The sequence below is a fragment of the Serratia sp. PGPR-27 genome (assembly GCF_022678525.1).
GTDB classification, from domain to species: domain Bacteria; phylum Pseudomonadota; class Gammaproteobacteria; order Enterobacterales; family Enterobacteriaceae; genus Serratia; species Serratia nematodiphila.
Genome location: NZ_JALBYS010000057.1, coordinates 1 through 25,587 on the forward strand (window position 1 = coordinate 1; position 25,587 = coordinate 25,587).

Annotated in this window: 44 protein-coding genes; 38 read left to right on the forward strand and 6 right to left on the reverse strand. The window is 53.3% G+C overall.

What is annotated here, in order from left to right; genetic code table 11:
- The first annotated feature begins 182 nt into the window (after nt 1-182).
- From bfd to MMS95_RS22590, 33 genes are all read left to right on the forward strand, one after another.
- Complete coding sequence (bfd, locus tag MMS95_RS22430) at nt 183-377, forward strand: bacterioferritin-associated ferredoxin (protein WP_015379266.1); 195 nt, start codon at nt 183-185, stop codon at nt 375-377.
- 73 nt (nt 378-450) lie between these two features.
- Nucleotides 451-930 carry a bacterioferritin gene (gene bfr / locus MMS95_RS22435; protein WP_004929784.1) on the forward strand — a complete coding sequence of 160 codons (480 nt, stop codon included), beginning with the start codon at nt 451-453 and terminating at the stop codon, nt 928-930.
- Nucleotides 931-1,308: 378 nt separating this feature from the next.
- Complete coding sequence (rpsJ, locus tag MMS95_RS22440; protein WP_001181005.1) at nt 1,309-1,620, forward strand: 30S ribosomal protein S10; 312 nt, start codon at nt 1,309-1,311, stop codon at nt 1,618-1,620.
- A gap of 32 nt (nt 1,621-1,652) precedes the next feature.
- Entirely contained in the window at nt 1,653-2,282 is a 630-nt protein-coding gene (rplC, locus tag MMS95_RS22445) for a 50S ribosomal protein L3 (RefSeq protein ID WP_015379265.1), read from the forward strand.
- Between the two features lie 10 nt (nt 2,283-2,292).
- On the forward strand, nt 2,293-2,898 hold the full coding sequence (gene rplD, locus MMS95_RS22450) for a 50S ribosomal protein L4 (RefSeq protein WP_004929779.1): 606 nt from the start codon (nt 2,293-2,295) through the stop codon (nt 2,896-2,898).
- Entirely contained in the window at nt 2,895-3,197 is a 303-nt protein-coding gene (gene rplW, locus MMS95_RS22455) for a 50S ribosomal protein L23 (RefSeq protein ID WP_004929776.1), read from the forward strand. Before rplD ends, rplW begins: the two co-directional genes overlap by 4 nt.
- An 18-nt stretch (nt 3,198-3,215) precedes the next feature.
- Nucleotides 3,216-4,040: a 50S ribosomal protein L2 gene (gene rplB / locus MMS95_RS22460; protein WP_004929775.1), complete on the forward strand. Its 825-nt coding sequence runs from the start codon at nt 3,216-3,218 to the stop codon at nt 4,038-4,040.
- Nucleotides 4,041-4,054: 14 nt separating this feature from the next.
- Entirely contained in the window at nt 4,055-4,333 is a 279-nt protein-coding gene (rpsS, locus tag MMS95_RS22465; protein ID WP_004929772.1) for a 30S ribosomal protein S19, read from the forward strand.
- Nucleotides 4,334-4,347: 14 nt separating this feature from the next.
- Nucleotides 4,348-4,680, forward strand: a complete 333-nt coding sequence (rplV, locus tag MMS95_RS22470) for a 50S ribosomal protein L22 (protein ID WP_002223844.1) — start codon at nt 4,348-4,350, stop codon at nt 4,678-4,680.
- A gap of 17 nt (nt 4,681-4,697) precedes the next feature.
- On the forward strand, nt 4,698-5,396 hold the full coding sequence (rpsC, locus tag MMS95_RS22475; RefSeq protein ID WP_004929766.1) for a 30S ribosomal protein S3: 699 nt from the start codon (nt 4,698-4,700) through the stop codon (nt 5,394-5,396).
- A 12-nt stretch (nt 5,397-5,408) separates the two neighbouring features.
- The gene (gene rplP, locus MMS95_RS22480; RefSeq protein ID WP_004929764.1) at nt 5,409-5,819 is read left to right on the forward strand and encodes a 50S ribosomal protein L16; all 411 of its coding nucleotides are present in this window, start codon (nt 5,409-5,411) and stop codon (nt 5,817-5,819) included.
- Nucleotides 5,819-6,010, forward strand: coding sequence for a 50S ribosomal protein L29 (gene rpmC / locus MMS95_RS22485; RefSeq protein ID WP_004929762.1), 192 nt, complete (start codon nt 5,819-5,821; stop codon nt 6,008-6,010). Before rplP ends, rpmC begins: the two co-directional genes overlap by 1 nt.
- The gene (gene rpsQ / locus MMS95_RS22490; RefSeq protein ID WP_004929760.1) at nt 6,011-6,265 is read left to right on the forward strand and encodes a 30S ribosomal protein S17; all 255 of its coding nucleotides are present in this window, start codon (nt 6,011-6,013) and stop codon (nt 6,263-6,265) included.
- A gap of 172 nt (nt 6,266-6,437) precedes the next feature.
- The gene (gene rplN, locus MMS95_RS22495; protein WP_000613954.1) at nt 6,438-6,809 is read left to right on the forward strand and encodes a 50S ribosomal protein L14; all 372 of its coding nucleotides are present in this window, start codon (nt 6,438-6,440) and stop codon (nt 6,807-6,809) included.
- A 9-nt stretch (nt 6,810-6,818) separates the two neighbouring features.
- A complete protein-coding gene (gene rplX / locus MMS95_RS22500) occupies nt 6,819-7,133 on the forward strand; it encodes a 50S ribosomal protein L24 (protein WP_004929758.1) in 315 nt (104 codons plus the stop codon).
- 14 nt (nt 7,134-7,147) lie between these two features.
- Complete coding sequence (gene rplE / locus MMS95_RS22505; RefSeq protein WP_004929756.1) at nt 7,148-7,687, forward strand: 50S ribosomal protein L5; 540 nt, start codon at nt 7,148-7,150, stop codon at nt 7,685-7,687.
- Nucleotides 7,688-7,700: 13 nt separating this feature from the next.
- Complete coding sequence (rpsN, locus tag MMS95_RS22510) at nt 7,701-8,006, forward strand: 30S ribosomal protein S14 (RefSeq protein ID WP_004929754.1); 306 nt, start codon at nt 7,701-7,703, stop codon at nt 8,004-8,006.
- A gap of 30 nt (nt 8,007-8,036) precedes the next feature.
- Nucleotides 8,037-8,429, forward strand: coding sequence for a 30S ribosomal protein S8 (gene rpsH, locus MMS95_RS22515; RefSeq protein ID WP_004929753.1), 393 nt, complete (start codon nt 8,037-8,039; stop codon nt 8,427-8,429).
- A 14-nt stretch (nt 8,430-8,443) separates the two neighbouring features.
- Entirely contained in the window at nt 8,444-8,977 is a 534-nt protein-coding gene (gene rplF, locus MMS95_RS22520; RefSeq protein WP_004929751.1) for a 50S ribosomal protein L6, read from the forward strand.
- A gap of 9 nt (nt 8,978-8,986) precedes the next feature.
- Nucleotides 8,987-9,340 carry a 50S ribosomal protein L18 gene (gene rplR / locus MMS95_RS22525; RefSeq protein WP_004929748.1) on the forward strand — a complete coding sequence of 118 codons (354 nt, stop codon included), beginning with the start codon at nt 8,987-8,989 and terminating at the stop codon, nt 9,338-9,340.
- 14 nt (nt 9,341-9,354) lie between these two features.
- Entirely contained in the window at nt 9,355-9,855 is a 501-nt protein-coding gene (gene rpsE, locus MMS95_RS22530; protein WP_004929747.1) for a 30S ribosomal protein S5, read from the forward strand.
- Nucleotides 9,856-9,861: 6 nt separating this feature from the next.
- Nucleotides 9,862-10,041 carry a 50S ribosomal protein L30 gene (gene rpmD, locus MMS95_RS22535; protein ID WP_048232028.1) on the forward strand — a complete coding sequence of 60 codons (180 nt, stop codon included), beginning with the start codon at nt 9,862-9,864 and terminating at the stop codon, nt 10,039-10,041.
- A gap of 3 nt (nt 10,042-10,044) precedes the next feature.
- Entirely contained in the window at nt 10,045-10,479 is a 435-nt protein-coding gene (gene rplO, locus MMS95_RS22540; RefSeq protein ID WP_004929742.1) for a 50S ribosomal protein L15, read from the forward strand.
- A 7-nt stretch (nt 10,480-10,486) separates the two neighbouring features.
- Complete coding sequence (secY, locus tag MMS95_RS22545; protein ID WP_004929740.1) at nt 10,487-11,818, forward strand: preprotein translocase subunit SecY; 1,332 nt, start codon at nt 10,487-10,489, stop codon at nt 11,816-11,818.
- A gap of 33 nt (nt 11,819-11,851) precedes the next feature.
- Nucleotides 11,852-11,968, forward strand: a complete 117-nt coding sequence (gene rpmJ / locus MMS95_RS22550) for a 50S ribosomal protein L36 (RefSeq protein ID WP_002227352.1) — start codon at nt 11,852-11,854, stop codon at nt 11,966-11,968.
- A 148-nt stretch (nt 11,969-12,116) separates the two neighbouring features.
- Nucleotides 12,117-12,473 (forward strand): 30S ribosomal protein S13, encoded by a 357-nt coding sequence (gene rpsM, locus MMS95_RS22555; RefSeq protein WP_004929734.1) that lies wholly within the window; start codon nt 12,117-12,119, stop codon nt 12,471-12,473.
- Between the two features lie 16 nt (nt 12,474-12,489).
- The gene (rpsK, locus tag MMS95_RS22560; protein ID WP_004929731.1) at nt 12,490-12,879 is read left to right on the forward strand and encodes a 30S ribosomal protein S11; all 390 of its coding nucleotides are present in this window, start codon (nt 12,490-12,492) and stop codon (nt 12,877-12,879) included.
- Nucleotides 12,880-12,909: 30 nt separating this feature from the next.
- Nucleotides 12,910-13,530 (forward strand): 30S ribosomal protein S4, encoded by a 621-nt coding sequence (gene rpsD, locus MMS95_RS22565; protein WP_004929729.1) that lies wholly within the window; start codon nt 12,910-12,912, stop codon nt 13,528-13,530.
- A gap of 25 nt (nt 13,531-13,555) precedes the next feature.
- On the forward strand, nt 13,556-14,545 hold the full coding sequence (rpoA, locus tag MMS95_RS22570; protein WP_002919219.1) for a DNA-directed RNA polymerase subunit alpha: 990 nt from the start codon (nt 13,556-13,558) through the stop codon (nt 14,543-14,545).
- A 40-nt stretch (nt 14,546-14,585) separates the two neighbouring features.
- Complete coding sequence (gene rplQ, locus MMS95_RS22575; RefSeq protein ID WP_004929726.1) at nt 14,586-14,975, forward strand: 50S ribosomal protein L17; 390 nt, start codon at nt 14,586-14,588, stop codon at nt 14,973-14,975.
- A gap of 148 nt (nt 14,976-15,123) precedes the next feature.
- A complete protein-coding gene (locus tag MMS95_RS22580) occupies nt 15,124-15,498 on the forward strand; it encodes a DUF1992 domain-containing protein (protein WP_004929724.1) in 375 nt (124 codons plus the stop codon).
- Complete coding sequence (gene zntR / locus MMS95_RS22585; protein ID WP_004929722.1) at nt 15,498-15,929, forward strand: Zn(2+)-responsive transcriptional regulator; 432 nt, start codon at nt 15,498-15,500, stop codon at nt 15,927-15,929. The genes MMS95_RS22580 and zntR overlap by 1 nt, the downstream gene beginning before the upstream one ends.
- A 75-nt stretch (nt 15,930-16,004) precedes the next feature.
- A complete protein-coding gene (locus MMS95_RS22590; RefSeq protein WP_004929720.1) occupies nt 16,005-16,211 on the forward strand; it encodes an alternative ribosome-rescue factor A in 207 nt (68 codons plus the stop codon).
- Nucleotides 16,212-16,268: 57 nt separating this feature from the next.
- Here MMS95_RS22590 and mscL read toward each other — a convergent pair whose 3' ends face one another.
- From mscL to def, 5 genes are all read right to left on the reverse strand, one after another.
- Nucleotides 16,269-16,685, reverse strand: a complete 417-nt coding sequence (mscL, locus tag MMS95_RS22595) for a large-conductance mechanosensitive channel protein MscL (protein ID WP_004929718.1) — start codon at nt 16,683-16,685, stop codon at nt 16,269-16,271.
- A gap of 137 nt (nt 16,686-16,822) precedes the next feature.
- Nucleotides 16,823-18,199 carry a Trk system potassium transporter TrkA gene (gene trkA / locus MMS95_RS22600; protein WP_004929716.1) on the reverse strand — a complete coding sequence of 459 codons (1,377 nt, stop codon included), beginning with the start codon at nt 18,197-18,199 and terminating at the stop codon, nt 16,823-16,825.
- Between the two features lie 55 nt (nt 18,200-18,254).
- Nucleotides 18,255-19,544, reverse strand: coding sequence for a 16S rRNA (cytosine(967)-C(5))-methyltransferase RsmB (gene rsmB, locus MMS95_RS22605; RefSeq protein ID WP_082997740.1), 1,290 nt, complete (start codon nt 19,542-19,544; stop codon nt 18,255-18,257).
- Nucleotides 19,545-19,616: 72 nt separating this feature from the next.
- On the reverse strand, nt 19,617-20,561 hold the full coding sequence (gene fmt / locus MMS95_RS22610; RefSeq protein ID WP_242142313.1) for a methionyl-tRNA formyltransferase: 945 nt from the start codon (nt 20,559-20,561) through the stop codon (nt 19,617-19,619).
- A gap of 17 nt (nt 20,562-20,578) precedes the next feature.
- Nucleotides 20,579-21,088, reverse strand: coding sequence for a peptide deformylase (gene def, locus MMS95_RS22615; RefSeq protein WP_004929710.1), 510 nt, complete (start codon nt 21,086-21,088; stop codon nt 20,579-20,581).
- A 133-nt stretch (nt 21,089-21,221) separates the two neighbouring features.
- On the opposite strand from def, the gene dprA reads away from it, so the two are divergent.
- The 5 genes from dprA to aroE are packed head-to-tail and all read left to right on the forward strand — an operon-like array spanning nt 21,222 to nt 24,766.
- Entirely contained in the window at nt 21,222-22,343 is a 1,122-nt protein-coding gene (gene dprA / locus MMS95_RS22620; RefSeq protein ID WP_085337627.1) for a DNA-protecting protein DprA, read from the forward strand.
- A complete protein-coding gene (gene smg / locus MMS95_RS22625; protein WP_033631946.1) occupies nt 22,315-22,788 on the forward strand; it encodes a DUF494 family protein Smg in 474 nt (157 codons plus the stop codon). The genes dprA and smg overlap by 29 nt, the downstream gene beginning before the upstream one ends.
- A 25-nt stretch (nt 22,789-22,813) precedes the next feature.
- The gene (locus MMS95_RS22630; RefSeq protein WP_033631947.1) at nt 22,814-23,359 is read left to right on the forward strand and encodes a type I DNA topoisomerase; all 546 of its coding nucleotides are present in this window, start codon (nt 22,814-22,816) and stop codon (nt 23,357-23,359) included.
- Between the two features lie 7 nt (nt 23,360-23,366).
- Entirely contained in the window at nt 23,367-23,936 is a 570-nt protein-coding gene (gene tsaC / locus MMS95_RS22635) for an L-threonylcarbamoyladenylate synthase type 1 TsaC (RefSeq protein ID WP_016930312.1), read from the forward strand.
- Nucleotides 23,937-23,947: 11 nt separating this feature from the next.
- Nucleotides 23,948-24,766, forward strand: a complete 819-nt coding sequence (aroE, locus tag MMS95_RS22640; RefSeq protein ID WP_033631948.1) for a shikimate dehydrogenase — start codon at nt 23,948-23,950, stop codon at nt 24,764-24,766.
- Nucleotides 24,767-24,804: 38 nt separating this feature from the next.
- Here aroE and MMS95_RS22645 read toward each other — a convergent pair whose 3' ends face one another.
- Nucleotides 24,805-25,347 carry a gamma carbonic anhydrase family protein gene (locus MMS95_RS22645; RefSeq protein ID WP_004929699.1) on the reverse strand — a complete coding sequence of 181 codons (543 nt, stop codon included), beginning with the start codon at nt 25,345-25,347 and terminating at the stop codon, nt 24,805-24,807.
- Between the last annotated feature and the right edge of the window lie 240 nt (nt 25,348-25,587).

Below are 25,587 nucleotides of genomic sequence, written 5' to 3' on the forward strand. Positions count from 1 at the left end.
GAAGGCGGCCGTACTGTAGGCGCTGGTGTTGTTGCTAAAGTTATCGCTTAATCGCGAATAATTTTTCGACACAAAAAAGGGCACTTCGGTGCCCTTTTTTTATGCAATTTGTATAAATCTTAATTGAAATAAAAACCATTCCTATTTAGACTCAATGCATTGGTTAAGAAGTGAGTCTCTCTATGTATGTATGTCTGTGTAATGCGGTGACTGACAAAGCGATCCGTAATGCGGTGCGTCAGCACAACCCCCATACCATGAAGCAGCTGCGTGAACTTGTGCCGATTGGTACCGATTGTGGAAAGTGCATTCGTCAGGCAAGACAGATTATGGTGGAGGAACGCGGAACTATCATCCCAATGCATGAAGTTGCCTAACAAAGGGTAAGGTTATTTTTGACTCTTGGCTTACAGGTTCTACACTTTTAGAACTGGCCAGGAGGAGTTACCTATGAAAGGCGATAAAAAGATCATTGCTCACCTCAACAAGCTGCTCGGCAACGAGCTGGTTGCCATCAATCAATATTTCCTGCACGCCCGCATGTTCAAGAATTGGGGCTTAATGCGCCTCAACGATAAGGAATACCACGAGTCGATCGACGAAATGAAACATGCCGATCGCTACATCGAGCGTATCCTGTTCCTGGAAGGAATACCTAATCTGCAGGACCTCGGTAAGCTGAACATCGGCGAAGACATTGAAGAGATGCTGCGTTCCGATCTGGCGCTGGAATTGGCGGGCGCCAAGAATCTGCGCGAAGGTATCGCCTACGCCGACTCGATTCACGATTATGTCAGCCGTGATTTGATGATCGACATTCTGGCCGATGAAGAAGAGCATATCGACTGGCTGGAAACCGAGCTGGATCTGATTGCTCGCCTCGGTATTCAAAACTATGCCCAGGCCCAGATTTTAGAACGCAAAGAGTAAGCCTGCCCTCCGTTCGTCATCGCCTCTCCTGCCGGCGACCGTTTTTACGGCGGGGCAGGGGAGCTGCCCGCTAAGCATAATTCATACCTTGATCGCCACCTTCATCCCGTGATCGTCGCTGAACGCGCAAAAATGACGATTTCCTGAGCATATTTCCAACTGCGGCTTGCTTCCTGGGCCATTTTGCGTATAATGCGCGGGCTTACCTAATCTTGGTAAGCCTGATTTTAGCGAATCAGTCGATTGGCAGGCCTTTTTTGCCTTTCGAACAATACTCCCGATATGGGGGTTATATGTTGACGATTACACTCCCCCATCAATCGAAATGGGTGTGAGGAGTAATTATTTACGTTTATAAATAATTGGAGCTCTGGTCTCATGCAGAACCAAAGAATCCGTATCCGCCTGAAAGCGTTTGATCATCGTCTGATCGATCAATCAACCGCGGAAATCGTCGAGACTGCAAAGCGCACTGGTGCGCAAGTCCGTGGTCCGATCCCGCTGCCAACTCGCAAAGAGCGCTTTACCGTTCTGATCTCTCCGCACGTCAACAAAGACGCGCGCGATCAGTACGAGATTCGCACTCACAAGCGTCTGGTTGACATCGTTGAGCCAACCGAGAAAACCGTTGATGCTCTGATGCGTCTGGATCTGGCTGCCGGTGTAGACGTGCAGATCAGCCTGGGTTAATCAGGTCATTGAGCGATTGAGAGGTTGAAACAATGATTGGTTTAGTCGGTAAAAAAGTGGGTATGACCCGTATCTTCACTGAAGATGGCGTTTCTATCCCAGTAACCGTAATTGAAATTGAAGCGAACCGCGTGACTCAGGTTAAAAGCCTGGACACCGACGGTTACCGTGCCGTTCAGGTTACCACTGGTAGCAAAAAAGCTAACCGTGTAACCAAGCCGGAAGCGGGCCATTTCGCTAAAGCTGGCGTTGAAGCTGGCCGTGGTCTGTGGGAATTCCGCCTGGAAGAAGGTCAAGAATTCGCTGCAGGTCAGGAAATTAGCGTAGAAATCTTCGCTGACGTTAAAAAAGTCGATGTTACCGGTACTTCTAAAGGTAAAGGTTTTGCTGGCACTGTTAAGCGCTGGAACTTCCGTACCCAAGACGCTACCCACGGTAACTCCTTGTCTCACCGCGTTCCGGGTTCTATCGGTCAGAACCAGACTCCGGGCAAAGTGTTCAAAGGCAAGAAAATGGCTGGCCACCTGGGTGATGAGCGCGTAACCGTTCAAAGCCTGGACGTAGTACGTGTTGACGCTGAGCGCAACCTGCTGCTGGTTAAGGGTGCTGTACCGGGCGCAACCGGTGGCAACCTGATCGTTAAACCAGCTGTGAAGGCGTAAGGGGATAGCAATGGAATTAGTATTGAAAGACGCGCAAAGCGCGCTGACTGTTTCCGAAACTACCTTCGGTCGTGATTTCAACGAAGCGCTGGTACACCAGGTTGTTGTTGCTTATGCAGCAGGTGCCCGTCAAGGTACTCGTGCTCAGAAGACCCGTGCTGAAGTAACTGGTTCCGGCAAAAAGCCATGGCGTCAGAAAGGCACCGGCCGTGCGCGTTCAGGTTCTGTAAAGAGCCCGATCTGGCGTTCAGGCGGCGTGACCTTTGCTGCTAAGCCACAGGACCACAGTCAGAAAGTAAACAAAAAGATGTACCGCGGCGCGCTGAAAAGCATCCTGTCCGAACTGGTACGTCAAGATCGTCTGATCGTTGTCGAGAAGTTCTCTGTAGAAGCGCCTAAAACTAAGCTGCTGGCACAGAAACTGAAAGATATGGCTCTGGAAGACGTGCTGATCGTGACCGGTGAACTGGATGAGAATCTGTTCCTGGCAGCTCGCAACCTGTACAAGGTTGACGTGCGCGATGTAGCAGGTATCGATCCGGTTAGCCTGATCGCCTTCGACAAAGTGGTTATGACTGCTGATGCTGTGAAGCAAGTTGAGGAGATGCTGGCATGATCCGTGAAGAACGTTTGCTGAAAGTGCTGCGTGCACCGCACGTATCTGAAAAAGCATCCGCTGCGATGGAAAAAAGCAACACCATCGTTCTCAAAGTTGCCAAAGACGCGACCAAAGCAGAAATCAAAGCTGCAGTGCAGAAACTGTTTGAAGTCGAAGTCAAAGACGTGAACACCCTGGTAGTTAAAGGGAAAGTGAAGCGTCACGGTCAGCGTGTTGGTCGTCGTAGCGACTGGAAAAAAGCTTACGTCACCCTGAAAGAAGGCCAGAATCTGGACTTCATCGGCGGCGCAGAGTAAGTCGGAGGAGTAAGAACAATGGCAATTGTTAAATGTAAACCTACATCTCCGGGTCGTCGCCACGTTGTTAAAGTGGTTAACCCTGAGCTGCACAAGGGTAAACCTTATGCCCCGCTGCTGGAAAAACTGAGCAAAAGCGGTGGTCGTAACAACAATGGCCGTATCACCACCCGTCATATCGGTGGTGGCCACAAGCAACATTATCGTCTGGTTGACTTCAAGCGCAACAAAGACGGTATCCCTGCTGTGGTTGAGCGTCTGGAGTACGATCCGAACCGTTCCGCGAACATCGCGCTGGTTCTGTACAAAGACGGCGAACGCCGTTACATCCTGGCGCCGAAAGGCCTGAAAGCTGGTGACCAGATTCAATCTGGCGTTGATGCTGCAATCAAAGCGGGTAACACCCTGCCGATGCGCAACATTCCAGTTGGTTCAACGGTTCACAACGTAGAAATGAAACCAGGTAAAGGCGGCCAGATGGCTCGCTCCGCTGGTGCCTACGTTCAGATCGTTGCTCGTGATGGTTCCTACGTAACTCTGCGTCTGCGCTCCGGCGAAATGCGTAAAGTTCCAGCTGATTGCCGCGCCACCCTGGGTGAAGTCGGTAACGCTGAACACATGCTTCGCGTTCTGGGTAAAGCAGGTGCTGCACGTTGGCGTGGTGTTCGTCCTACCGTTCGCGGTACGGCGATGAACCCGGTAGATCACCCGCACGGTGGTGGTGAAGGTCGTAACTTTGGTAAGCACCCGGTAACTCCGTGGGGCGTTCAGACCAAAGGTAAGAAGACCCGTAGCAACAAGCGTACTGATAAGTTCATCGTACGTCGCCGTAGCAAAAAATAATTAGAGGATAAGCCATGCCACGTTCTCTCAAGAAAGGTCCTTTTATTGACCTGCACTTGCTGAAGAAGGTAGAGAAAGCGGTGGAAAGCGGTGACAAGAAGCCTTTGCGCACTTGGTCCCGTCGTTCAACGATCTTTCCTAACATGATCGGTTTGACCATCGCTGTCCATAATGGTCGTCAGCACGTACCAGTGTTCGTTTCCGATGAAATGGTCGGTCACAAACTGGGTGAATTCGCGCCGACTCGTACTTATCGCGGCCATGCGGCTGATAAAAAAGCTAAAAAGCGCTAAGGTAGGAGGAAGAGATGGAAACTATCGCTAAACATCGCCACGCTCGTTCTTCTGCTCAGAAGGTTCGCCTTGTTGCTGACCTGATTCGCGGTAAGAAAGTGTCGCAAGCTCTGGAAACTCTGACCTACACCAACAAGAAAGCTGCTGGTCTGGTTAAGAAAGTGCTGGAGTCTGCCATTGCTAACGCAGAACACAACGATGGCGCTGACATCGATGATCTGAAAGTTACGAAAATCTTCGTAGACGAAGGCCCAAGCATGAAGCGCATTATGCCGCGTGCAAAAGGTCGTGCAGATCGCATCCTGAAGCGCACCAGCCACATTACTGTGGTTGTGTCCGATCGCTGAGACTCTGGAGACTAGCAATGGGTCAGAAAGTACATCCTAATGGTATTCGCCTGGGTATTGTCAAACCTTGGAACTCTACTTGGTATGCGAATACCAAAGAATTCGCTGACAACCTGGACAGCGACTTTAAAGTTCGTCAATTCCTGACTAAGGAACTGTCGAAAGCTTCCGTTTCTCGCATCGTTATCGAGCGTCCTGCGAAGAGCATCCGTGTGACCATTCACACTGCTCGCCCAGGCATCGTTATCGGCAAGAAAGGTGAAGACGTCGAAAAACTGCGCAAGGTCGTAGCGGACATCGCTGGCGTTCCTGCACAGATCAACATCGCCGAAGTCCGTAAACCGGAACTCGACGCTAAATTGGTTGCTGACAGCATCACTTCTCAGCTGGAACGTCGCGTTATGTTCCGTCGTGCTATGAAGCGTGCAGTACAGAACGCAATGCGTCTTGGCGCTAAAGGTATCAAAGTTGAAGTAAGCGGCCGTCTTGGCGGCGCTGAAATCGCACGTACCGAATGGTACCGCGAAGGTCGTGTTCCATTGCACACTCTGCGTGCGGACATCGACTACAACACATCTGAAGCGCACACCACTTATGGTGTAATCGGCGTTAAGGTATGGATCTTCAAAGGTGAGATCCTGGGTGGTATGGCTGCAGTTGAACAACCGGAACCGGCTGCTCAACCTAAAAAGCAGCAGCGTAAAGGCCGCAAGTAAGGAGAGTCGCTGATGTTACAACCAAAGCGTACAAAATTCCGTAAGGTGCACAAGGGCCGCAACCGTGGTCTGGCGCAAGGTACGGATGTTAGCTTCGGCACTTTCGGTCTGAAAGCTGTTGGCCGTGGCCGTCTGACTGCTCGTCAAATCGAAGCAGCTCGTCGTGCAATGACTCGTGCAGTTAAGCGTCAAGGCAAGATCTGGATCCGTGTATTCCCGGACAAACCGATCACCGAGAAGCCGCTGGAAGTGCGTATGGGTAAAGGTAAGGGTAACGTGGAGTATTGGGTTGCCCTGATCCAGCCTGGTAAGGTCCTGTACGAAATGGACGGCGTGCCAGAAGAGGTTGCCCGCGAGGCATTCAAACTGGCAGCAGCGAAACTGCCGATCAAAACCACCTTTGTAACTAAGACGGTGATGTAATGAAAGCACAAGAGCTGCGTGAAAAAAGCGTTGAAGAGCTGAATGCCGAGCTGCTCAACCTGCTGCGTGAGCAATTCAACTTGCGCATGCAGGCGGCCAGTGGCCAGCTGCAACAAACTCACCTGTTGAAACAAGTGCGTCGTGACGTCGCACGCGTTAAGACTTTACTGACTCAAAAGGCGGGTGTGTAAATGACTGAAGTTATCCGTACCCTGCAGGGTCGTGTTGTTAGCGATAAAATGGAGAAATCCATCGTTGTTGCTATCGAGCGTACTGTGAAGCACCCAATCTACGGGAAATTCATCAAACGTACGACCAAGCTGCACGTACATGACGAGAACAACGAATGTGGTACCGGCGACGTGGTGGAAATCCGCGAATGCCGCCCACTGTCCAAGACCAAGTCCTGGACGTTGGTTCGCGTTGTAGAGAAAGCGATTCTGTAATAGAGTAGCTGGCTCTCACTTAATAAACGGCTCAGAAAATGAGCCGTTTATTTTTTCTACCCATACCAAGTAAGCGGTGTTATAATGCTGCGCCCTCGGTTATGGGGCTTTTCAACGGCCTAATTTTTACTTGGGTCTTTAAAGTAGTAGTTGACATTAGCGGAGCACTAAAATGATCCAAGAACAGACTATGCTGAACGTCGCCGACAACTCCGGTGCACGTCGCGTAATGTGTATCAAGGTTCTAGGTGGCTCGCACCGTCGCTACGCAGGCGTCGGCGACATCATCAAAATTACCATCAAGGAAGCAATTCCTCGCGGTAAGGTGAAGAAAGGCGATGTTCTGAAGGCGGTAGTGGTGCGCACCAAGAAGGGTGTACGTCGCCCGGACGGTTCTGTCATTCGCTTCGATGGCAATGCATGCGTTATTTTGAACAATAACAGCGAGCAGCCAATCGGTACGCGTATTTTTGGGCCGGTAACTCGTGAACTGCGTAATGAGAAGTTCATGAAAATTATCTCTCTGGCACCAGAAGTACTCTAAGGAGCGAACATGGCAGCGAAGATCCGTCGTGATGACGAAGTTATCGTGATTACCGGGAAAGACAAAGGTAAGCGCGGTAAAGTAAAAAATGTCCTGTCTGCTGGCAAGGTCATTGTTGAAGGCATCAACCTGGTTAAGAAACACCAGAAGCCGGTTCCGGCTCTGAACCAACCAGGCGGCATTGTTGAGAAAGAAGCTGCAATTCAGGTTTCTAACATTGCTATCTTCAACGCGGCTACCGGCAAGGCTGACCGTGTAGGCTTTAGATTCGAAGACGGCAAAAAAGTCCGTTTCTTCAAGTCTAACAGCGAAACTATCAAGTAATTTGGAGTAATACGATGGCGAAACTGCATGATTACTACAAAGACGAGGTAGTCAAACAACTGATGTCTCAGTTTGATTACAACTCTGTCATGCAAGTCCCTCGGGTCGAGAAGATCACCCTGAACATGGGTGTTGGTGAAGCGATTGCTGACAAGAAACTGCTGGATAACGCCGCAGCGGACCTGGCAGCCATCTCCGGTCAAAAACCGTTGATCACCAAAGCCCGCAAATCTGTTGCAGGCTTCAAAATCCGTCAGGGCTATCCGATCGGCTGTAAAGTAACTCTGCGTGGCGAACGCATGTGGGAGTTCTTTGAGCGTCTGATCTCCATTGCTGTTCCACGTATCCGTGACTTCCGTGGCCTGTCCGCCAAGTCATTCGATGGCCGTGGCAACTACAGCATGGGCGTGCGTGAGCAAATCATCTTCCCAGAAATCGACTACGACAAAGTCGATCGCGTTCGTGGTTTGGATATTACCATTACCACTACTGCGAAATCTGATGATGAAGGCCGCGCGCTGCTGGCTGCTTTTAACTTCCCGTTCCGCAAGTAAGGCAGGGTTACTGATGGCTAAGCAATCAATGAAAGCACGCGAAGTCAAGCGCGTGAAATTAGCTGACAAGTTCTTTGCAAAACGCGCTGAACTGAAAGCTATTATCTCTGATGTGAACGCATCCGATGAAGATCGTTGGAATGCCGTTCTCAAGCTGCAAACTCTGCCGCGTGATTCCAGCCCGTCTCGTCAGCGTAAACGCTGCCGCCAAACTGGCCGTCCACATGGTTATGTGGGCAAATTCGGGTTGAGCCGTATTAAGCTTCGTGAAGCCGCTATGCGCGGTGAAGTACCAGGCTTGAAAAAGGCTAGCTGGTAATTACCAATTGAATCACGGGAGTAAAGACAGATGAGCATGCAAGATCCGATCGCGGATATGCTGACCCGTATCCGTAACGGTCAAGCCGCGAACAAAGTTGCGGTCACCATGCCTTCCTCCAAGCTGAAAGTGGCAATTGCCAACGTGCTGAAGGAAGAAGGTTTTATTGAAGATTTCAAAATCGAAGGCGACGCCAAGCCTGTTCTGGAACTGGTACTGAAGTACTTCCAGGGCAAAGCTGTGGTAGAAAGCATTCAACGTATCAGCCGTCCAGGTCTGCGCATCTACAAGAAAAAAGATGAGCTGCCAAAAGTTATGGCCGGTTTGGGTATCGCTGTTGTTTCTACCTCTAAAGGTGTTATGACCGATCGTGCAGCTCGCCAGGCTGGTCTGGGTGGCGAGATTATCTGCTACGTAGCTTAATTCGGGAGGAAAGAATGTCTCGTGTTGCAAAAGCACCCGTCGTCATTCCTGCCGGCGTAGAGGTAAAACTCAACGGTCAGGTTATTTCGATTAAGGGTAAAAACGGCGAGTTGACTCGTACTATCCACGACGCCGTTGAAGTGAAGCAAGAAGCTAACGCACTGACTTTCGCTCCGCGCGAAGGTTTTGCTAACGCATGGGCCCAAGCGGGTACCACGCGCGCTCTGCTGAACGCAATGGTTGTTGGTGTTACCGAAGGCTTCACCAAGAAGCTTCAACTGGTAGGTGTTGGTTATCGTGCTGCCGTTAAAGGCAACGTGGTGAATTTGGCCCTGGGCTTCTCTCACCCTATCGATCACCAGCTGCCGGCAGGTATCACTGCTGAATGCCCAAGCCAAACTGAAATCGTGCTGAAAGGCGCTGATAAGCAGGTAATTGGCCAGGTAGCAGCAGATCTGCGCGCTTACCGTCGTCCTGAGCCTTACAAAGGCAAGGGTGTTCGTTACGCCGACGAAGTCGTGCGTACCAAAGAGGCTAAGAAGAAGTAAGGTAACACTATGGATAAGAAATCTGCTCGTATCCGTCGTGCGACCCGCGCACGCCGCAAGCTCCAAGAGCTGGGTGCAACCCGCCTGGTGGTACATCGTACCCCGCGTCACATTTACGCACAGGTGATTGCTCCAAACGGTTCTGAAGTACTGGTAGCCGCTTCTACTTTAGAAAAAGCTATCGCGGAGCAACTGAAGTATTCCGGTAACAAAGACGCAGCAGCAGCCGTAGGTAAAGCTCTGGCTGAGCGCGCGTTGGAAAAAGGGATTGCGAAAGTATCCTTTGACCGTTCCGGTTTCCAATATCATGGTCGAGTCCAGGCACTGGCAGATGCTGCCCGTGAAGCTGGCCTTCAGTTCTAAGGAAGAGGTTTAAGATGGCTCACATCGAAAAACAAGCTGGCGAACTGCAGGAAAAGCTGATCGCGGTAAACCGCGTATCTAAAACCGTAAAAGGTGGCCGTATTTTCAGCTTTACCGCACTGACTGTAGTTGGTGATGGTAACGGTCGCGTTGGTTTTGGCTACGGCAAAGCACGCGAAGTTCCAGCAGCGATCCAGAAAGCGATGGAAAAAGCCCGTCGCAACATGATGAACGTCGCGCTGAACAGCGGCACCCTGCAGCACCCTGTTAAGGGCGCTCACACGGGTTCTCGCGTGTTCATGCAGCCTGCTCATGAAGGTACCGGTATCATCGCGGGCGGTGCAATGCGCGCCGTTCTCGAAGTTGCTGGGGTGCACAACGTATTGGCTAAAGCTTATGGTTCCACCAACCCGATCAACGTGGTTCGTGCAACTATCGACGCTCTGGCGAATATGAAGTCTCCTGAAATGGTCGCTGCTAAGCGTGGTAAATCCGTTGCCGACATTCTGGGGTAATTGACCATGGCTAAGACTATTAAAGTTACACAAACTCGCAGCTCAATTGGCCGTCTGCCGAAGCATAAAGCTACTCTGCTCGGTCTGGGTCTGCGTCGTATTGGTCACACCGTAGAGCGCGAGGATACTCCTGCTGTTCGCGGTATGGTCAACCTGGTTTCCTACATGGTTAAAGTTGAGGAGTAACAGATGCGTTTAAATACTCTGTCTCCGGCTGAAGGTGCCAAGCATGCGCCTAAGCGTGTAGGTCGTGGTATTGGTTCTGGCCTGGGTAAAACCGGCGGCCGTGGTCACAAAGGTCAGAAGTCTCGTTCTGGCGGTGGCGTACGTCGTGGTTTCGAAGGTGGTCAGATGCCTCTGTACCGTCGTCTGCCGAAATTCGGCTTCACTTCACGCAAAGCGATGATCACGGCAGAAGTTCGTCTGTCTGAACTGGCTCTGGTTGAAGGCGATGTTATCGACCTGAACGCGCTGAAAGCCGCTAACGTAGTTGGTGTCCAGATCGAATTCGCGAAAGTTGTACTTTCTGGCGAAGTCGCTCGTCCGGTAACCCTGCGTGGTCTGCGTGTCACCAAAGGCGCTCGTGCTGCTATCGAGGCTGCTGGCGGTAAAATTGAGGAATAAGTAGCAGATGGCTAAGCAACCAGGATTAGATTTTCAAAGTGCTAAAGGCGGGCTCGGCGAGCTGAAGCGCAGACTTTTGTTTGTCATCGGCGCGCTGATTGTCTTCCGCATCGGCTCTTTCATTCCGATTCCTGGTATCGATGCCACTGTGCTTGCCAAATTGCTTGAGCAGCAGAGAGGCACTATCATTGAAATGTTTAACATGTTCTCTGGTGGTGCCCTCAGCCGTGCTTCTATCTTTGCTCTGGGGATCATGCCGTATATCTCGGCGTCGATCATTATCCAGCTGCTGACGGTGGTTCATCCAGCGTTGGCGGAAATCAAGAAAGAAGGGGAGGCTGGCCGTCGCAAGATTAGCCAGTACACCCGCTACGGTACGCTGGTATTGGCCATATTCCAGTCGATCGGTATTGCTACCGGTCTGCCGAATATGCCTGGTATGCAGGGCCTGGTGTTAAACCCAGGCTTTGCATTCTACTTTACTGCGGTTGTGAGCCTGGTAACCGGGACAATGTTCCTGATGTGGCTGGGTGAGCAGATTACTGAGCGCGGTATCGGCAACGGTATCTCGATCATTATCTTCGCGGGTATTGTAGCGGGGCTCCCGCCGGCAGTGGCCCATACTATTGAGCAAGCGCGGCAAGGCGACCTGCACTTCCTCCTGCTGCTGTTGGTTGCAGTATTGGTGTTTGCAGTAACCTTCTTCGTTGTTTTCATTGAGCGTGGTCAACGTCGTATCGTCGTTAACTATGCGAAGCGTCAACAAGGTCGTCGTGTTTATGCAGCACAGAGTACACACTTACCGTTGAAAGTGAACATGGCGGGTGTTATCCCGGCGATTTTCGCTTCCAGCATTATTCTGTTCCCGGCCACGATTGCATCATGGTTTGGGGGCGGTACCGGTTGGAACTGGCTGACTACGATTTCGCTGTATTTGCAGCCAGGGCAACCGCTTTATGTGTTACTCTATGCGTCTGCAATCATCTTCTTCTGTTTCTTCTACACGGCGTTGGTTTTCAACCCGCGTGAGACAGCAGATAACCTGAAGAAGTCCGGTGCCTTCGTACCAGGAATTCGTCCGGGAGAGCAAACGGCGAAGTATATCGATAAAGTAATGACGCGTTTAACCCTGGTGGGCGCGATGTACATTACTTTCATCTGCCTGATCCCGGAGTTCATGCGTGATGCAATGAAAGTACCATTCTACTTTGGTGGTACCTCGCTACTGATCGTGGTTGTCGTCATCATGGACTTTATGGCTCAAGTGCAAACTCTGATGATGTCAAGTCAGTACGAGTCTGCATTGAAGAAAGCAAATCTGAAAGGCTATAACCGCTAGTCAGATTCGTTTGAGAAGTTACGGAGAGTAAAAATGAAAGTTCGTGCTTCCGTCAAGAAATTATGTCGTAACTGCAAAATCGTTAAGCGTAACGGTGTCGTTCGTGTGATTTGCAGCGCCGAGCCGAAGCATAAACAGCGTCAAGGCTGATTATCTCGCATATTTTTCTTGCAAAGTTGGGTTGAGCTGGCTAGATTAGCCAGCCAATCTTTTGTATGTCGCACTGCAACATTATTTGAGTATCCTGAAAACGGGCTTTTCAGAATGGTGTTGCTGTATAAAATAGTAGGAGTGCATAGTGGCCCGTATAGCAGGCATTAACATTCCTGATCATAAACATACCGTTATCGCCTTAACGTCGATCTTCGGTATCGGTAAAACCCGTTCACAGGCTATCTGTGCATCTACGGGTATTGCTGAAAATGTTAAGATCAGTGAGCTGTCTGAAGAGCAAATCGAAAAGCTTCGTGATGCAGTTGCCAAATACACCGTTGAGGGTGATTTGCGTCGTGAAATTACCCTGAGCATCAAGCGTCTTATGGACCTTGGTTGCTATCGTGGTTTGCGTCATCGTCGTGGTCTGCCGGTACGCGGTCAGCGCACCAAGACCAACGCTCGTACCCGTAAGGGTCCGCGCAAGCCGATCAAGAAATAATCGGGGTTATTGAATAATGGCAAAGGCACCTGTTCGTACACGTAAGCGTGTAAGAAAGCAAGTCTCTGACGGCGTGGCTCATATCCATGCTTCTTTCAACAACACCATCGTTACCATCACTGATCGTCAGGGTAATGCTTTGGGTTGGGCAACAGCCGGTGGTTCCGGTTTCCGTGGTTCTCGTAAGTCCACTCCGTTCGCAGCACAGGTTGCAGCAGAACGTTGTGCTGACGCAGTGAAAGAATACGGTATCAAGAACCTGGAAGTTATGGTTAAAGGACCTGGTCCTGGTCGTGAGTCTACTATCCGCGCTCTGAACGCGGCTGGTTTCCGCATCACTAACATTACTGATGTGACTCCGATCCCTCATAACGGTTGTCGTCCGCCGAAAAAGCGCCGCGTGTAACGCAGCTTTTAGGATTGTTGGAGAAAGAAAATGGCAAGATATTTGGGTCCTAAGCTCAAGCTGAGCCGTCGTGAGGGCACAGACCTGTTCCTTAAGTCTGGCGTTCGCGCGATCGATTCCAAGTGTAAAATTGAACAAGCACCTGGTCAGCACGGTGCGCGTAAACCGCGTCTGTCTGATTACGGTGTTCAGTTGCGTGAGAAGCAGAAAGTTCGTCGTATGTACGGCATTCTGGAGCGTCAATTCCGCAACTATTACAAAGAAGCAACCCGCCTGAAGGGCAACACCGGTGAAAACCTGTTGCAGCTGCTGGAAGGTCGTCTGGACAACGTTGTTTACCGTATGGGCTTCGGCGCTACTCGTGCAGAGTCACGTCAGCTGGTTAGCCACAAAGCAGTTATGGTAAACGGTCGCGTTGTTAACATCGCTTCTTATCAGGTATCTCCGAATGACGTAGTCAGCATCCGCGAGAAAGCTAAAAAGCAGTCTCGTGTTAAAGCTTCTCTGGAGCTGGCTGAGCAGCGTGAAAAGCCGACTTGGCTGGAAGTTGATGCTGCTAAGATGGAAGGCGTGTTCAAGCGTATGCCTGAACGTACCGATCTGTCTGCGGACATTAACGAACACCTGATCGTCGAGCTTTACTCCAAGTAAAGCTTAGTACCAAAGAGAGGACACAATGCAGGGTTCTGTGACAGAGTTTCTAAAACCGCGCCTGGTAGATATCGAGCAAGTCAGTTCGACGCACGCCAAGGTGACCCTTGAGCCTTTAGAGCGTGGCTTTGGCCATACTCTTGGCAACGCACTGCGCCGTATTCTGCTTTCATCTATGCCGGGTTGCGCGGTGACCGAGGTTGAGATTGATGGTGTACTGCATGAGTACAGCACCAAAGAAGGCGTACAGGAAGATATCCTGGAGATCCTGCTCAACCTGAAAGGGCTGGCGGTGAGAGTTCAAGGCAAAGACGAAGTTATTCTTACCCTGAATAAATCTGGCATTGGCCCTGTGACCGCTGCCGACATCACCCATGATGGTGATGTCGAAATCGTCAAGCCTCAGCACGTGATTTGCCACCTGACTGATGAGAACGCGGCTATCAGCATGCGTATCAAAGTTCAGCGCGGTCGCGGTTATGTGCCGGCTTCTGCCCGAATTCATTCGGAAGAAGATGAGCGCCCAATCGGTCGTCTGTTGGTTGACGCCTGCTACAGCCCTGTAGAGCGTATCGCCTACAATGTTGAAGCTGCGCGTGTAGAACAGCGTACTGACTTGGATAAGCTGGTCATCGAAATGGAGACCAATGGCACGATCGATCCTGAAGAGGCGATCCGCCGTGCGGCCACCATTCTGGCTGAACAACTTGAAGCTTTCGTTGACCTGCGTGATGTGCGTCAGCCGGAAGTTAAAGAAGAGAAACCGGAATTCGATCCGATCTTGCTGCGCCCTGTTGACGATCTGGAATTGACTGTCCGCTCTGCTAACTGCCTCAAGGCAGAAGCTATCCACTACATCGGTGATCTGGTACAGCGTACCGAGGTTGAGTTGCTGAAAACGCCAAACCTGGGTAAAAAATCTCTTACCGAGATTAAAGACGTGCTGGCCTCACGTGGTCTGTCTCTGGGCATGCGCCTGGAAAACTGGCCGCCGGCAAGCATTGCTGACGAGTAACCGGATCACAGGTTAAGGTTTTACTGAGAAGGATAAGGTCATGCGCCATCGTAAGAGTGGTCGTCAACTGAACCGTAACAGCAGCCATCGCCAGGCTATGTTCCGTAACATGGCCGGCTCTTTGGTTCGTCATGAGATCATCAAGACGACCCTGCCAAAAGCAAAAGAGCTGCGTCGCGTTGTTGAGCCGCTGATTACTCTTGCCAAGACCGACAGCGTAGCTAATCGTCGTCTGGCATTCGCCCGTACTCGTGATAACGAGATCGTGGCAAAACTGTTTAACGAGCTGGGCCCGCGTTTCGCGAGCCGTGCCGGTGGTTACACTCGCATTCTGAAGTGTGGCTTCCGCGCAGGCGACAACGCGCCGATGGCATACATCGAGCTGGTTGATCGTGCTGAGTCTCAAGCAGAAGTAGCAACTGCAGAGTAATCTGTAGACGCGTAAAAAAACCGGGCTTGCCCGGTTTTTTTACGTCCAAACCCAGCCAAATGTGCGCAATTCCCCTGCAGTGCTTAAGATCCCCGCCCCTATCCGCTATGCTAAGGCTTATTCATTAGGCTAACCGAGGCTGTCTGTCATGGGGTTGCTTGATCAATGGGCGGAGCGTCATATCCTTGATGCTCAGGATAAAGGCGAGTTCGACAACCTGCCTGGCCAGGGGCAGCCGCTGGCGCTGGAAGATGACAGCGCGGTGCCGCCCGAGCTACGCGCCGGTTACCGTTTGCTGAAAAATGCCGGTTACCTGCCGCCGGCGCTGGAAGATCGTAAAGAGGCGTTGACCGTTGCTCGCTTGCTGCAAGAGATTAATAGCGAACATCCGGACTATGTCGATCTCAGCAAGCGCATGGCACTGCTGGAGCACCGGCTGCGTCAGGCTGGGATGAGCACCGATTTCTTGCATGGCGAATATCAGCGCGCGCTTGATGGCAAGTTCACCCGAGAGGAGCGGTAATGTTCAAGATAGGTCAGTTGGCCAAGCTCGCCGAAGTGACGCCGGATACCGTGCGTTACTATGAAAAGCAGGGCATGATGGATCACAATGTCCGCACCGAAGGCGGTTATCGGCTGTATACGGAGCAGGACCTGCAGCGGCTGCGTTTTATTCGCTATGCCAAACAGTTGGGTTTTACTCTGGAAACGATCGCCGAACTGCTGTCGATCCGGGTTGATCCTGAACATCATACCTGCCAGGAATCGAAGTCTATCGTTGATGCGCGCCTGAGCGAAGTGGAAAGCAAGTTGGCGGAGCTGACTCGCATGCGCGAATCGTTGAAACGCCTGAGTGACGCCTGCTGCGGCACTGCCCATACCAGCAACTATTGTTCTATTCTGGAAGCCTTGGAACAGGGTGCCAGCGATGATAAAGGCAAAAAAGATTGCTGACGGCACTTTAATTTTTATATTGCCGGCAGTATTATCGGCTCGTTTTATTACCCTACCTTTTACAGGAGCATTATCATGACGAAATATCGTCACACTAAAGGCCAGATTCAAGATAACGCCATTGAGGCGCTGCTGCATGACCCGCTATTCCGTCAACGAGTGGAAAAGAATGTGAAAGGCAAAGGCAGCTATCGGCGTAAAGAAAAACACAACAAAGGCGGTAACTGGGAGGCCAGTGGCAAACTATCAAACGATAATTTACCACTGGCTTTCTGGTTTTAAGGCATTAAAAAAGCCACCTTCATTGGTGGCTTTTTATTGGTGTAACTTAATGCTGTTTTACAGTTTTGGCTGCTGTTGCTGGCTCAGCAAATCACGGATTTCCGTCAGCAGTTTCTCTTCTGCGGTTGGTTCTGGCGGCGCTGCTGGCGCTTCTTCCTGCTTGCGGCGCACCTTGTTCATTAGTTTAATCGCCAGGAAGATAGCGAAGGCGACAATCACAAAGTCAAATACGGTCTGGATGAATGAACCATAGTTCATTACCACCGCCGGTACGGCGCCCTGAGCTTCACGTAACACCAGATGGAACTGTTTAAAATCGACGCCGCCAATCAGTAAGCCCAACGGTGGCATGATGATATCGGCCACGAAGGACGAAACAATCTTGCCGAATGCAGCACCGATAATCACACCGACGGCCAGATCGACCACGTTGCCGCGCATGGCAAATTCGCGAAACTCTTTCAACATACTCATAGAACGCACCCCTTGCAGAATTAATAACTCAAGTTTAACAAAGCAATTTCCCTTTGCCACAAATGGAGAGAAGTTTTATCTCCTCCCAAGGCAGAGAACAACTACGCAATTATAGACCATCGCCTAATAAATTCGTTCTACAAGAAGAACGGGCTCGGTTGGAACAAGCGTTCAACGTCCGGCACGAATTTCTTGTCGGTAATAAACATGATGACGTGATCGCCCTGTTCGATTTTGCTGTTGCCGTTGGCGATGATCACGTCGTCGCCACGCACGATCGCACCGATGGTGGTACCCGGTGGCAGCTTGATGTCTTCCACGATGCGGCCGACCACTTTAGATGTGCTTTCATCGCCGTGGGCAATCGCTTCGATCGCTTCTGCCACGCCGCGGCGCAGTGACGAGACGCTGACGATATCCGCTTTGCGCACATGCCCAAGCAGCGCGGAGATGGTTGCCTGCTGCGGGGAAATGGCAATATCGATCACGCTGCCTTGCACCAGATCGACATAGGCGCGGCGCTGGATCAATACCATCACCTTCTTGGCGCCCATGCGCTTGGCCAGCATGGCGGACATGATGTTGGCCTCATCGTCGTTGGTGATGGCGATGAAAACATCCACCTGCTCGACGTGCTCTTCGGCCAGCAGCTCCTGATCGGAGGCATCGCCGTAGAATACAATGGTGTCGTGCAGCTGTTCGGCCAGTTCGGCGGCGCGTTGCTGATTCCGCTCGATCAGTTTGACGTTGTAGTCTTTTTCCAGCTTGGCGGCCAGGCCGGCGCCGACGTTGCCGCCGCCGACGATCATGATGCGCTTATAGGGTTTTTCCAGCCGCTGCAGTTCGCTCATCACCGCGCGGATATGCTGTGAGGCGGCGACGAAGAACACTTCATCGCCGGCTTCGATAATGGTCGAGCCCTGCGGACGGATCGGACGATCCTGGCGGAATATGGCGGCGACGCGGGTATCGATATGTGGCATGTGCTCGCGCATTGAAGAGAGCGCATTGCCGACCAGCGGGCCGCCGTAATAGGCTTTAACCGCGGCGATGCTGACCTTGCCTTCGGCAAAGTTGACCACCTGCAGCGCGCCAGGGTATTCAATCAGCTTGTAGATATAGTCGATGACCAGCTGCTCCGGCGAAATCAGATGGTCGATTGGCACCGCTTCCGGCAGGAACAGTTTCTCCGACTCGCGGATGTATTCCGGTGCGCGGATACGGGCGATACGGTTAGGGGTATTAAACAGAGAATAGGCGATCTGGCAGGCGATCATGTTGGTTTCGTCGGAGTTGGTGACGGCGACCAGCATGTCGGCGTCTTCTGCGCCGGCTTCGCGCAGCACCCGAGGGTGGGAACCATGCCCCTGAACCACCCGCAAATCGAATTTATCCTGCAGCTGACGCAAGCGGCCGGAATCGGTATCGACGACGGTGATGTCGTTGTTTTCACCCACCAGGTTTTCCGCCAGCGTCCCGCCAACCTGACCGGCACCAAGAATAATTATTTTCATCGTGTTCTCTGCTTCACACTGAAAGACTTAGGGCGCGCACGCACGCCCTGAAGCATTACATTTTAATCAGCTTAGCGTAAAAGAAGCCATCGCCATCCTCGGGATGCGGGATATTCTGTCGCCCTGGCCGCTGCGCATCGCCGGTTTCAACCAGCTTGGCATCGGCGTGGCGTTGCAAGAATGCGGCGATCTGGTTGCTGTTTTCATCCGGCAGGATAGAACAGGTGGCGTAAACCATCACTCCGCCTGATTTTAGATGCGGCCAGACGGCTTCCAGAATTTCTGCCTGCAGTGCGGCGAGTTCGGCGATGTCGCGATCGCGGCGCAGCCATTTGATGTCGGGATGACGGCGGATCACACCGGTGGCGGAACAAGGCGCGTCCAGCAGGATGCGGTCGAACTGCTTGTCCCCGCACCACTGCTGCGGAGTGCGGCCATCACCCAGTTTAACCTCTGCGTGCAAACGCAGACGCTGCAGGTTCTCTTTGACTCGCGCCAGGCGCTGTTCGTCAATATCGACCGCCATGACGTGTGCTTTCGGCGCCGCTTCCAAAATATGCGTGGTTTTGCCGCCGGGTGCGGCGCACAGGTCGAGGATCTGTTCGCCGTCTTGCGGATCCAACAGATCGACACACCCCTGGGCTGAGGCATCTTGCACGGTGACCCAGCCTTCGGCGAACCCTGGCAGATCGGTCACGGCGCAAGGCGCCAGCAAACGCAGTGCATCGGCATAGTCTGAATGAGTTTCCGCGGCGATGCCGGCGTCGTTCAGCAGCTGCAGATAAGCGTCACGGGTGTGATGCAGGCGGTTGACGCGCAGCCACATCGGCGGCTTCTGGTTATTGGCGTCGACGATCTGTTCCCAGTTGGCGGGATAAGCCTGTTGAATGCGTTTCAGTAACCAGCTGGGATGCAGATAGCGGCTGTCATTGTTGGCGGCGCGTTGCAACAGCTCTTCCTGCTGGCGCTGGAATTGCCGCAAGACGCCGTTAATCAGGCCTTTTAACTGCGGGCGTTTCAGCGCTACCGCACCTTCCACGGTTTCCGCCAGCACGGCGTGCGCCGGGATGCGGGTATACAGCAGCTGATACAGGCCAACCATCAGCAAGTAGTGCAGCGTACGCTGCTTACCGGTCAGCGGCTTGGCCATCAATTGCTGAATGCACCATTCGAGCTGCGGCAGCACGCGTAACGTGCCGAAACACAGCTCCTGCAGCAACCCGCGATCTTTGTCGCTGATGGAGGTTTGCAGCGCCGGCAGGACAGTGCTGAGCGACTGCCCCTGATCCAGCACCTGGCCGATGGCTTTGGCAGCGATGCTGCGGAGATTGTAATTATTTTTCATAGGCTGAAGCTGATAACGATCGGCATTAAGAAAATAACGGCCCGGCGATGAACGGCCGGGCAGTGGGGTGACTTACAGCCGGTTACCCGGGGTAAACCATTCACGACGTGAATTTAACAGGTCCTGCGCCGACATCGGTTTCTTACCGGCGGGCTGCAGCTGGATCAGATTGAGGATGCCGTCGGCGGTCGCCACCTGAATGCCTTGCTTGTCGGCATGGACAACGGTGCCCGGCTCCGCGTTGGCGCTTTGCGCCAGCACGCTGGCCTGCCAGACTTTTACCGGTTGATCGTCGATGGTGAAGTAGCTGATCGGCCAAGGGTTGAAGGCGCGGATGCAGCGCTCCAGTTGTGCAGCGGACAGGTTCCAGTCCAGGCGAGCTTCTTCTTTGCTCAGCTTCTCGGCGTAAGTGACCAACGCTTCGTCCTGTACTTCGCGGGTGGCGCTGCCGTCGGCCATTTGGCGCAGCGTCGTCAGCATGCCCTGCGGGCCGAGCTGGGCCAGTTTGCCGTAGAGACTGGCGCTGGTGTCGTTGCTCTCAATCGGGCAGGCGATCTTGTGCATCATGTCGCCGGTATCGAGGCCGGCGTCCATCTGCATGATGGTCACGCCGGTTTCGCTGTCGCCGGCCCAGAGCGAACGCTGGATCGGTGCCGCGCCGCGCCAGCGAGGCAGCAGCGAACCGTGTACGTTGATGCAACCGAGACGCGGCATATCCAGCACCGCTTGCGGCAGGATCAACCCGTAGGCAACAACCACCATCACGTCGGCGTTAAGATCGACCACCAGGCGCTGGTTCTCTTCTGGGCGCAGCGATTTGGGCTGAAATACCGGCAGTTGGTGTTGTTCAGCCAGCACTTTTACCGGGCTTGGCGTCAACTTGTTGCCGCGGCCTGCCGGGCGGTCGGGCTGGGTAAAAACGCCGACAATCTGGTGCTCAGATGACAACAGCGCGTCAAGATGACGCGCTGCGAAGTCTGGTGTTCCGGCGAAAATAATCCGTAAAGAGTCAGACACGTTGATTTCCTGATCGGTTAGGCGCGGGCTTGGAGCTTGGCCATTTTTTCCAGTTTCTGACGAATGCGCTGGCGCTTCAGCGGCGACAGGTAATCGACGAACAGTTTACCCATCAGGTGATCCATCTCGTGCTGGATGCAGATCGCCAGCAGATCGTCCGCTTCCAGCTCGAAAGATTTGCCTTCGCGATCCAGCGCGCGGATCTTCACCTGCGCGGCGCGTGGTACCAATGCACGCTGCTCGGGAATGGAAAGACAGCCTTCCTCGATGCCGGTTTCGCCGCTTTTTTCCAGCAGCTCCGGATTGATCAGCACCAGGCGCTGATCGCGATTCTCGGAGACGTCGATCACGATAATGCGCTGATGGATATCCACCTGAGTCGCAGCAAGGCCGATGCCTTCCTCTGCGTACATGGTTTCAAACATATCATCCACGATGCGCTGGATATCTGCATTGACTTCTTTTACCGGCGCTGCGACTTTGCGCAGACGCTCGTCTGGGAAATGTAATACCTGCAAGACTGACATATATCTTTAGATCTGTATCCGAGTAATGAACGAGGTTTAACCTCTATTCTAGACATTTCCCGGCCTGATTGACAGCATTGCGCACCAATTGCTCAGATTGGTAATACCACCGTTTTTGCTGAGGGAACAGAGGATGCGGCCGGAAGAGATCGCTTTACGGATGCGGGGGGTTACGGGGCTGCAGACCGTCGTGGCCAGCCGGATCGTGCGGCAGTTATCGCAAATGGGTGGCGAGCCTCGCCGCGCGTTGCGTGAACTGGGATTGAATGAACGGCAGCGAGCACAGTTCAACCAGACGGATCCCGGTTATCTGGCGGCCACCTTGCGTTGGCTGGAAGTGCCGGCGCACCGTATGCTGAACTATGCAGCGGCCGGCTATCCCGAATGCCTGGCTCAGATCGACGACGCGCCGCTGTTTCTGCTGATCGATGGAGATCCTCAGGCGCTGTTGCGCCCGCAACTTGCCATGGTTGGCAGCCGGCAGTTCAGCCACTACGGCGAGCGCTGGGCTAACCATTTCGCCGAGGAATTGGCGCGTTGCGGTTTCACCATCACCAGTGGTTTGGCGATCGGCATCGACGGCATTTGCCATCGCGCAGCGCTGGCGGCCGGGGGTTGCACGATAGCGGTGTTGGGCTGCGGGCTGGCCAATGTCTACCCGCGGCGGCACCACAGGCTCGCAGAGCAGATAGTCGAGCAGGGCGGTGCGGTGATTTCAGATCATTTGGTCACCGATTTGCCCCTGGCCGACCATTTTCCGCGCCGCAACCGCATTATCAGCGGGCTGAGCCAGGGGGTGCTGGTCATAGAAGCTTCGCTGCGCAGCGGTACCCTGGTGACGGCTCGCTACGCGTTGGAGCAGGGGCGTGAGGTGTTCGCCTTGCCTGGGCCATTAGGAAACCCGATGAGTGAGGGGACGCATTGGTTAATCCAGCAGGGCGCGCATCTGGTCACCGGGCCGAAAGATATCGCCGAATTGCTGGGAAGCGGCCTTCAATGGCTGTCACTGAACGAAAATACAACTATTTGTGCGTCGCAGGCTGAAGTTGAATTGCCATTTGCCGATGTGTTGGCTAACGTAGGAGATGAGGTGACACCTGTTGACGTCGTCGCTGAACGTGCCGGCCAACCTGTGCCAGTGGTGGTAATCAAGTTACTCGAGCTGGAGTTAGCAGGGTGGATCGCAGCTGTACCCGGCGGCTATGTCCGAATAAGGAGGGCAAGCCATGTTCGACGTACTCATGTACTTGTTTGAAACTTATATCCACAATGAACCAGAGATGCGCGTCGATCAGGATCAACTGACCGATGATCTCGCCCAGGCGGGGTTTCATCAGGATGATATCTACAACGCGTTGAATTGGCTTGAGAAGTTGGCCGACCTGCAAGAAGGTCAAAATGCGCCTTACTTTATGGATGCCGATCCGCTGGCGATGCGGATCTATACCGAAGAGGAAAACGCGCGTTTGGACGCCGGCTGCCGTGGTTTTCTCCTGTTCCTGGAACAGATTCAGGTATTGAACCTCGAAACCCGTGAAATGGTTATCGACCGCGTTATGGCTTTGGATAATGCGGAATTCGATCTCGAAGATCTGAAATGGGTCGTGTTGATGGTGCTGTTTAATATCCCCGGATATGAAAGCGCCTATCAGCAAATGGAAGAGCTGTTGTTTGAAGTGAACGAAGGTTATCTGCATTGAGCCGATAACGCGCATAGAAGACGTTATGACAAAAAACGCGATTTTTGCCGCCAGGCAAAATGAACCCTGTCCGGAATGCGGGGCCGAGCTGGTGATCCGTAGCGGTCGCCACGGCCCTTTCCTCGGCTGTTCCCAGTACCCTGAATGCCAATATATTCGTCCGCTGAAAGCACAGGCCGATGGGCATGTCGTTAAGGTGTTGGATGGGCAACCGTGCCCGAAGTGTCAGGCGACGTTGGTGCTGCGCCAGGGGCGCTACGGCATGTTTATCGGCTGCAGCGATTATCCGCAGTGCGATCACACAGAAGTGATCGACAAGCCTGATGAAACCGCCATTACCTGTCCGCAGTGCGGCCAAGGCAAACTGCTGCAGCGCAAGTCGCGTTACGGCAAGGTTTTTCACTCCTGCGATCGTTACCCGGAATGCCAGTTCGCTCTCAACGTTAAACCCGTCGCTGGTGAATGCGCCTATTGCCATTATCCGCTGCTGATGGAAAAGCGCACGGCAAAAGGCCCCGTCCTGTGCTGTGCCAGCAAGCTGTGCGGAAAACCCGTCGCGACTACAGAATAATCACATCATGAATTCAGAATTAAGCCCGAACCTTTTATCTATCATCGATGCTTTGCATCAACAGCAGGTGATTGCGTATCCCACCGAAGCGGTATTCGGCCTGGGTTGCGATCCCGACAGCGAGCAGGCGGTCAATGCATTGCTGGCTCTGAAACAGCGGCCGTGGGAAAAGGGGCTGATTTTGATCGCCGCCGACTATGCGCAGCTTAAGCCTTATATTGACGACAGTACGCTCAGCGAACAGCAGCGCGCGACGATGTTCGCCAGCTGGCCTGGGCCGGTAACCTGGGTTTTGCCCGCTCGGCCGGAGACGCCGCGTTTGTTGACCGGACGTTTCAGTTCACTGGCGGTGCGCGTTAGCGATCATCCGCTGGTGCAGTTGCTGTGCCGGCAGTATGGCAAGCCGCTGGTGTCGACCAGCGCCAATCTCAGTGGGCTGGAACCGTGTCGCAGTGCGGATGAGGTCACACGGCAATTCGGCGAGGCTTTCCCGGTATTGGCCGGCAAGGTAGGCGGCCGTCTTAACCCTTCCGAAATCAGAGATGCTCTGACCGGCGAACAGATCCGTCAGGGCTAGAGGAAATGAGCATGGAGAAGTTTGCGGTATTTGGCAACCCTATCGGCCACAGCAAGTCGCCGCGAATTCATGCGCTATTCGCTGCCCAGACTGGCATAGAGCATCCTTATGGAACAGTGCTGGCGCCGCTGGACGGTTTTGAAACCAGCTTGCAGGCGTTTATCCGCGCCGGAGGGCAGGGGGCGAACGTCACGGTGCCTTTCAAGGAGCGAGCTTATTCGGCCGCCTCTGAACTGAGTGAGCGCGCGGCGATGGCCGGTGCGGTCAACACCCTGAAGGTATTGCCGAATGGCGGTCTATTGGGGGACAACACCGACGGCATCGGTTTGCTGACCGATCTGCAGCGTCAGCAATTGATCCGGCCGCAGGATCGCATTCTGCTGGTGGGTGCCGGCGGCGCGGCGCGCGGCGTGATCCTGCCGCTGCTGTCTTTCGGCTGCCGGCTCACGATCACCAACCGCACTTTCAGCCGGGCCCAAGAGTTGGCCGACGCTTTCCGGCATCTGGGGGAGATCTCGGCGGCGCCGATGGATCAACTGGATCAGCAAGCGTTCGATCTGGTGATCAATGCGACGGCGTCCGGTATCAGCGGGGAGATCCCGGCGTTGCCTGCAGGCGTGGTGAATGCGCAAACCCGTTGCTATGACATGTTCTATCAGCAAGGCGTTACGCCATTTCTGGCCTGGGCGCAGCAGCAGGGCGCAACGGAATACGCCGATGGGCTGGGTATGCTGGTGGGGCAGGCGGCGCATGCTTTCCTGCTGTGGCACGGAGTAATGCCAGAGATAGAACCAGTCTTGCGCCAGCTGCGCAGCGAGCTGGCGGCATAAATCCTACCCCGTTCTCTTTATAGGGAACGGGGTGCCTATCAGATGTCTTCCGACAGGTATTCATCTTTCCAGCGTACATAGTTGTTAGAAGAATAAAGCAATCCCTCCAACTCGGCGGCGGTCAACGGCCGAACCTGGCGTGCCGGGCTACCCATATAAAGATAGCCGCTGGCCAGGCGTTTGCCCGGCGCCACCAAACTGCCGGCGCCAATCATCACGTCGTCTTCTACAACTACGCCGTCCAACAGGATCGATCCCATCCCGACCAGCACCCGGTTGCCGATGGCGCAACCGTGCAGCATCGCTTTATGGCCCACGGTAACGTCTTCGCCAATTAACAGGGGATAACCGTCGGGGTTATGTTCGGAGCGGTGAGTCACATGCAGCACGCTGCCGTCCTGAATATTGCTGCGTGCGCCGATCTTTACCGCATTGACGTCGCCGCGAATGGCGACCAGCGGCCAGATGCTGACGTCATCCGCCAGATCGACGTCGCCGATGACGACGCTGGAAGGATCGATCAAGACGCGCTGACCGAGTTTGGGGGTGTATTGAAGATAAGAACGTACTGCATCGGACATGGTGCTTGCCTCACGTCGGGATCATATTTACCGGCAATACTAGACCCTGGCGATGGAATTACAACCAATCGCAGCGCCGGATCCTGCGGAAAATGGCCCTGATCGCACAAGATCCACTCGGAAGGGCTGAAAAGTGTGCAAACAGAAAGAAAAGATCAAAAAAGGGGTTGTGCAAAAAACTCGGATCCCTATAATGCGCCTCCATCGACACGGCGCAAGTGATTCACTTCACACAGCGGC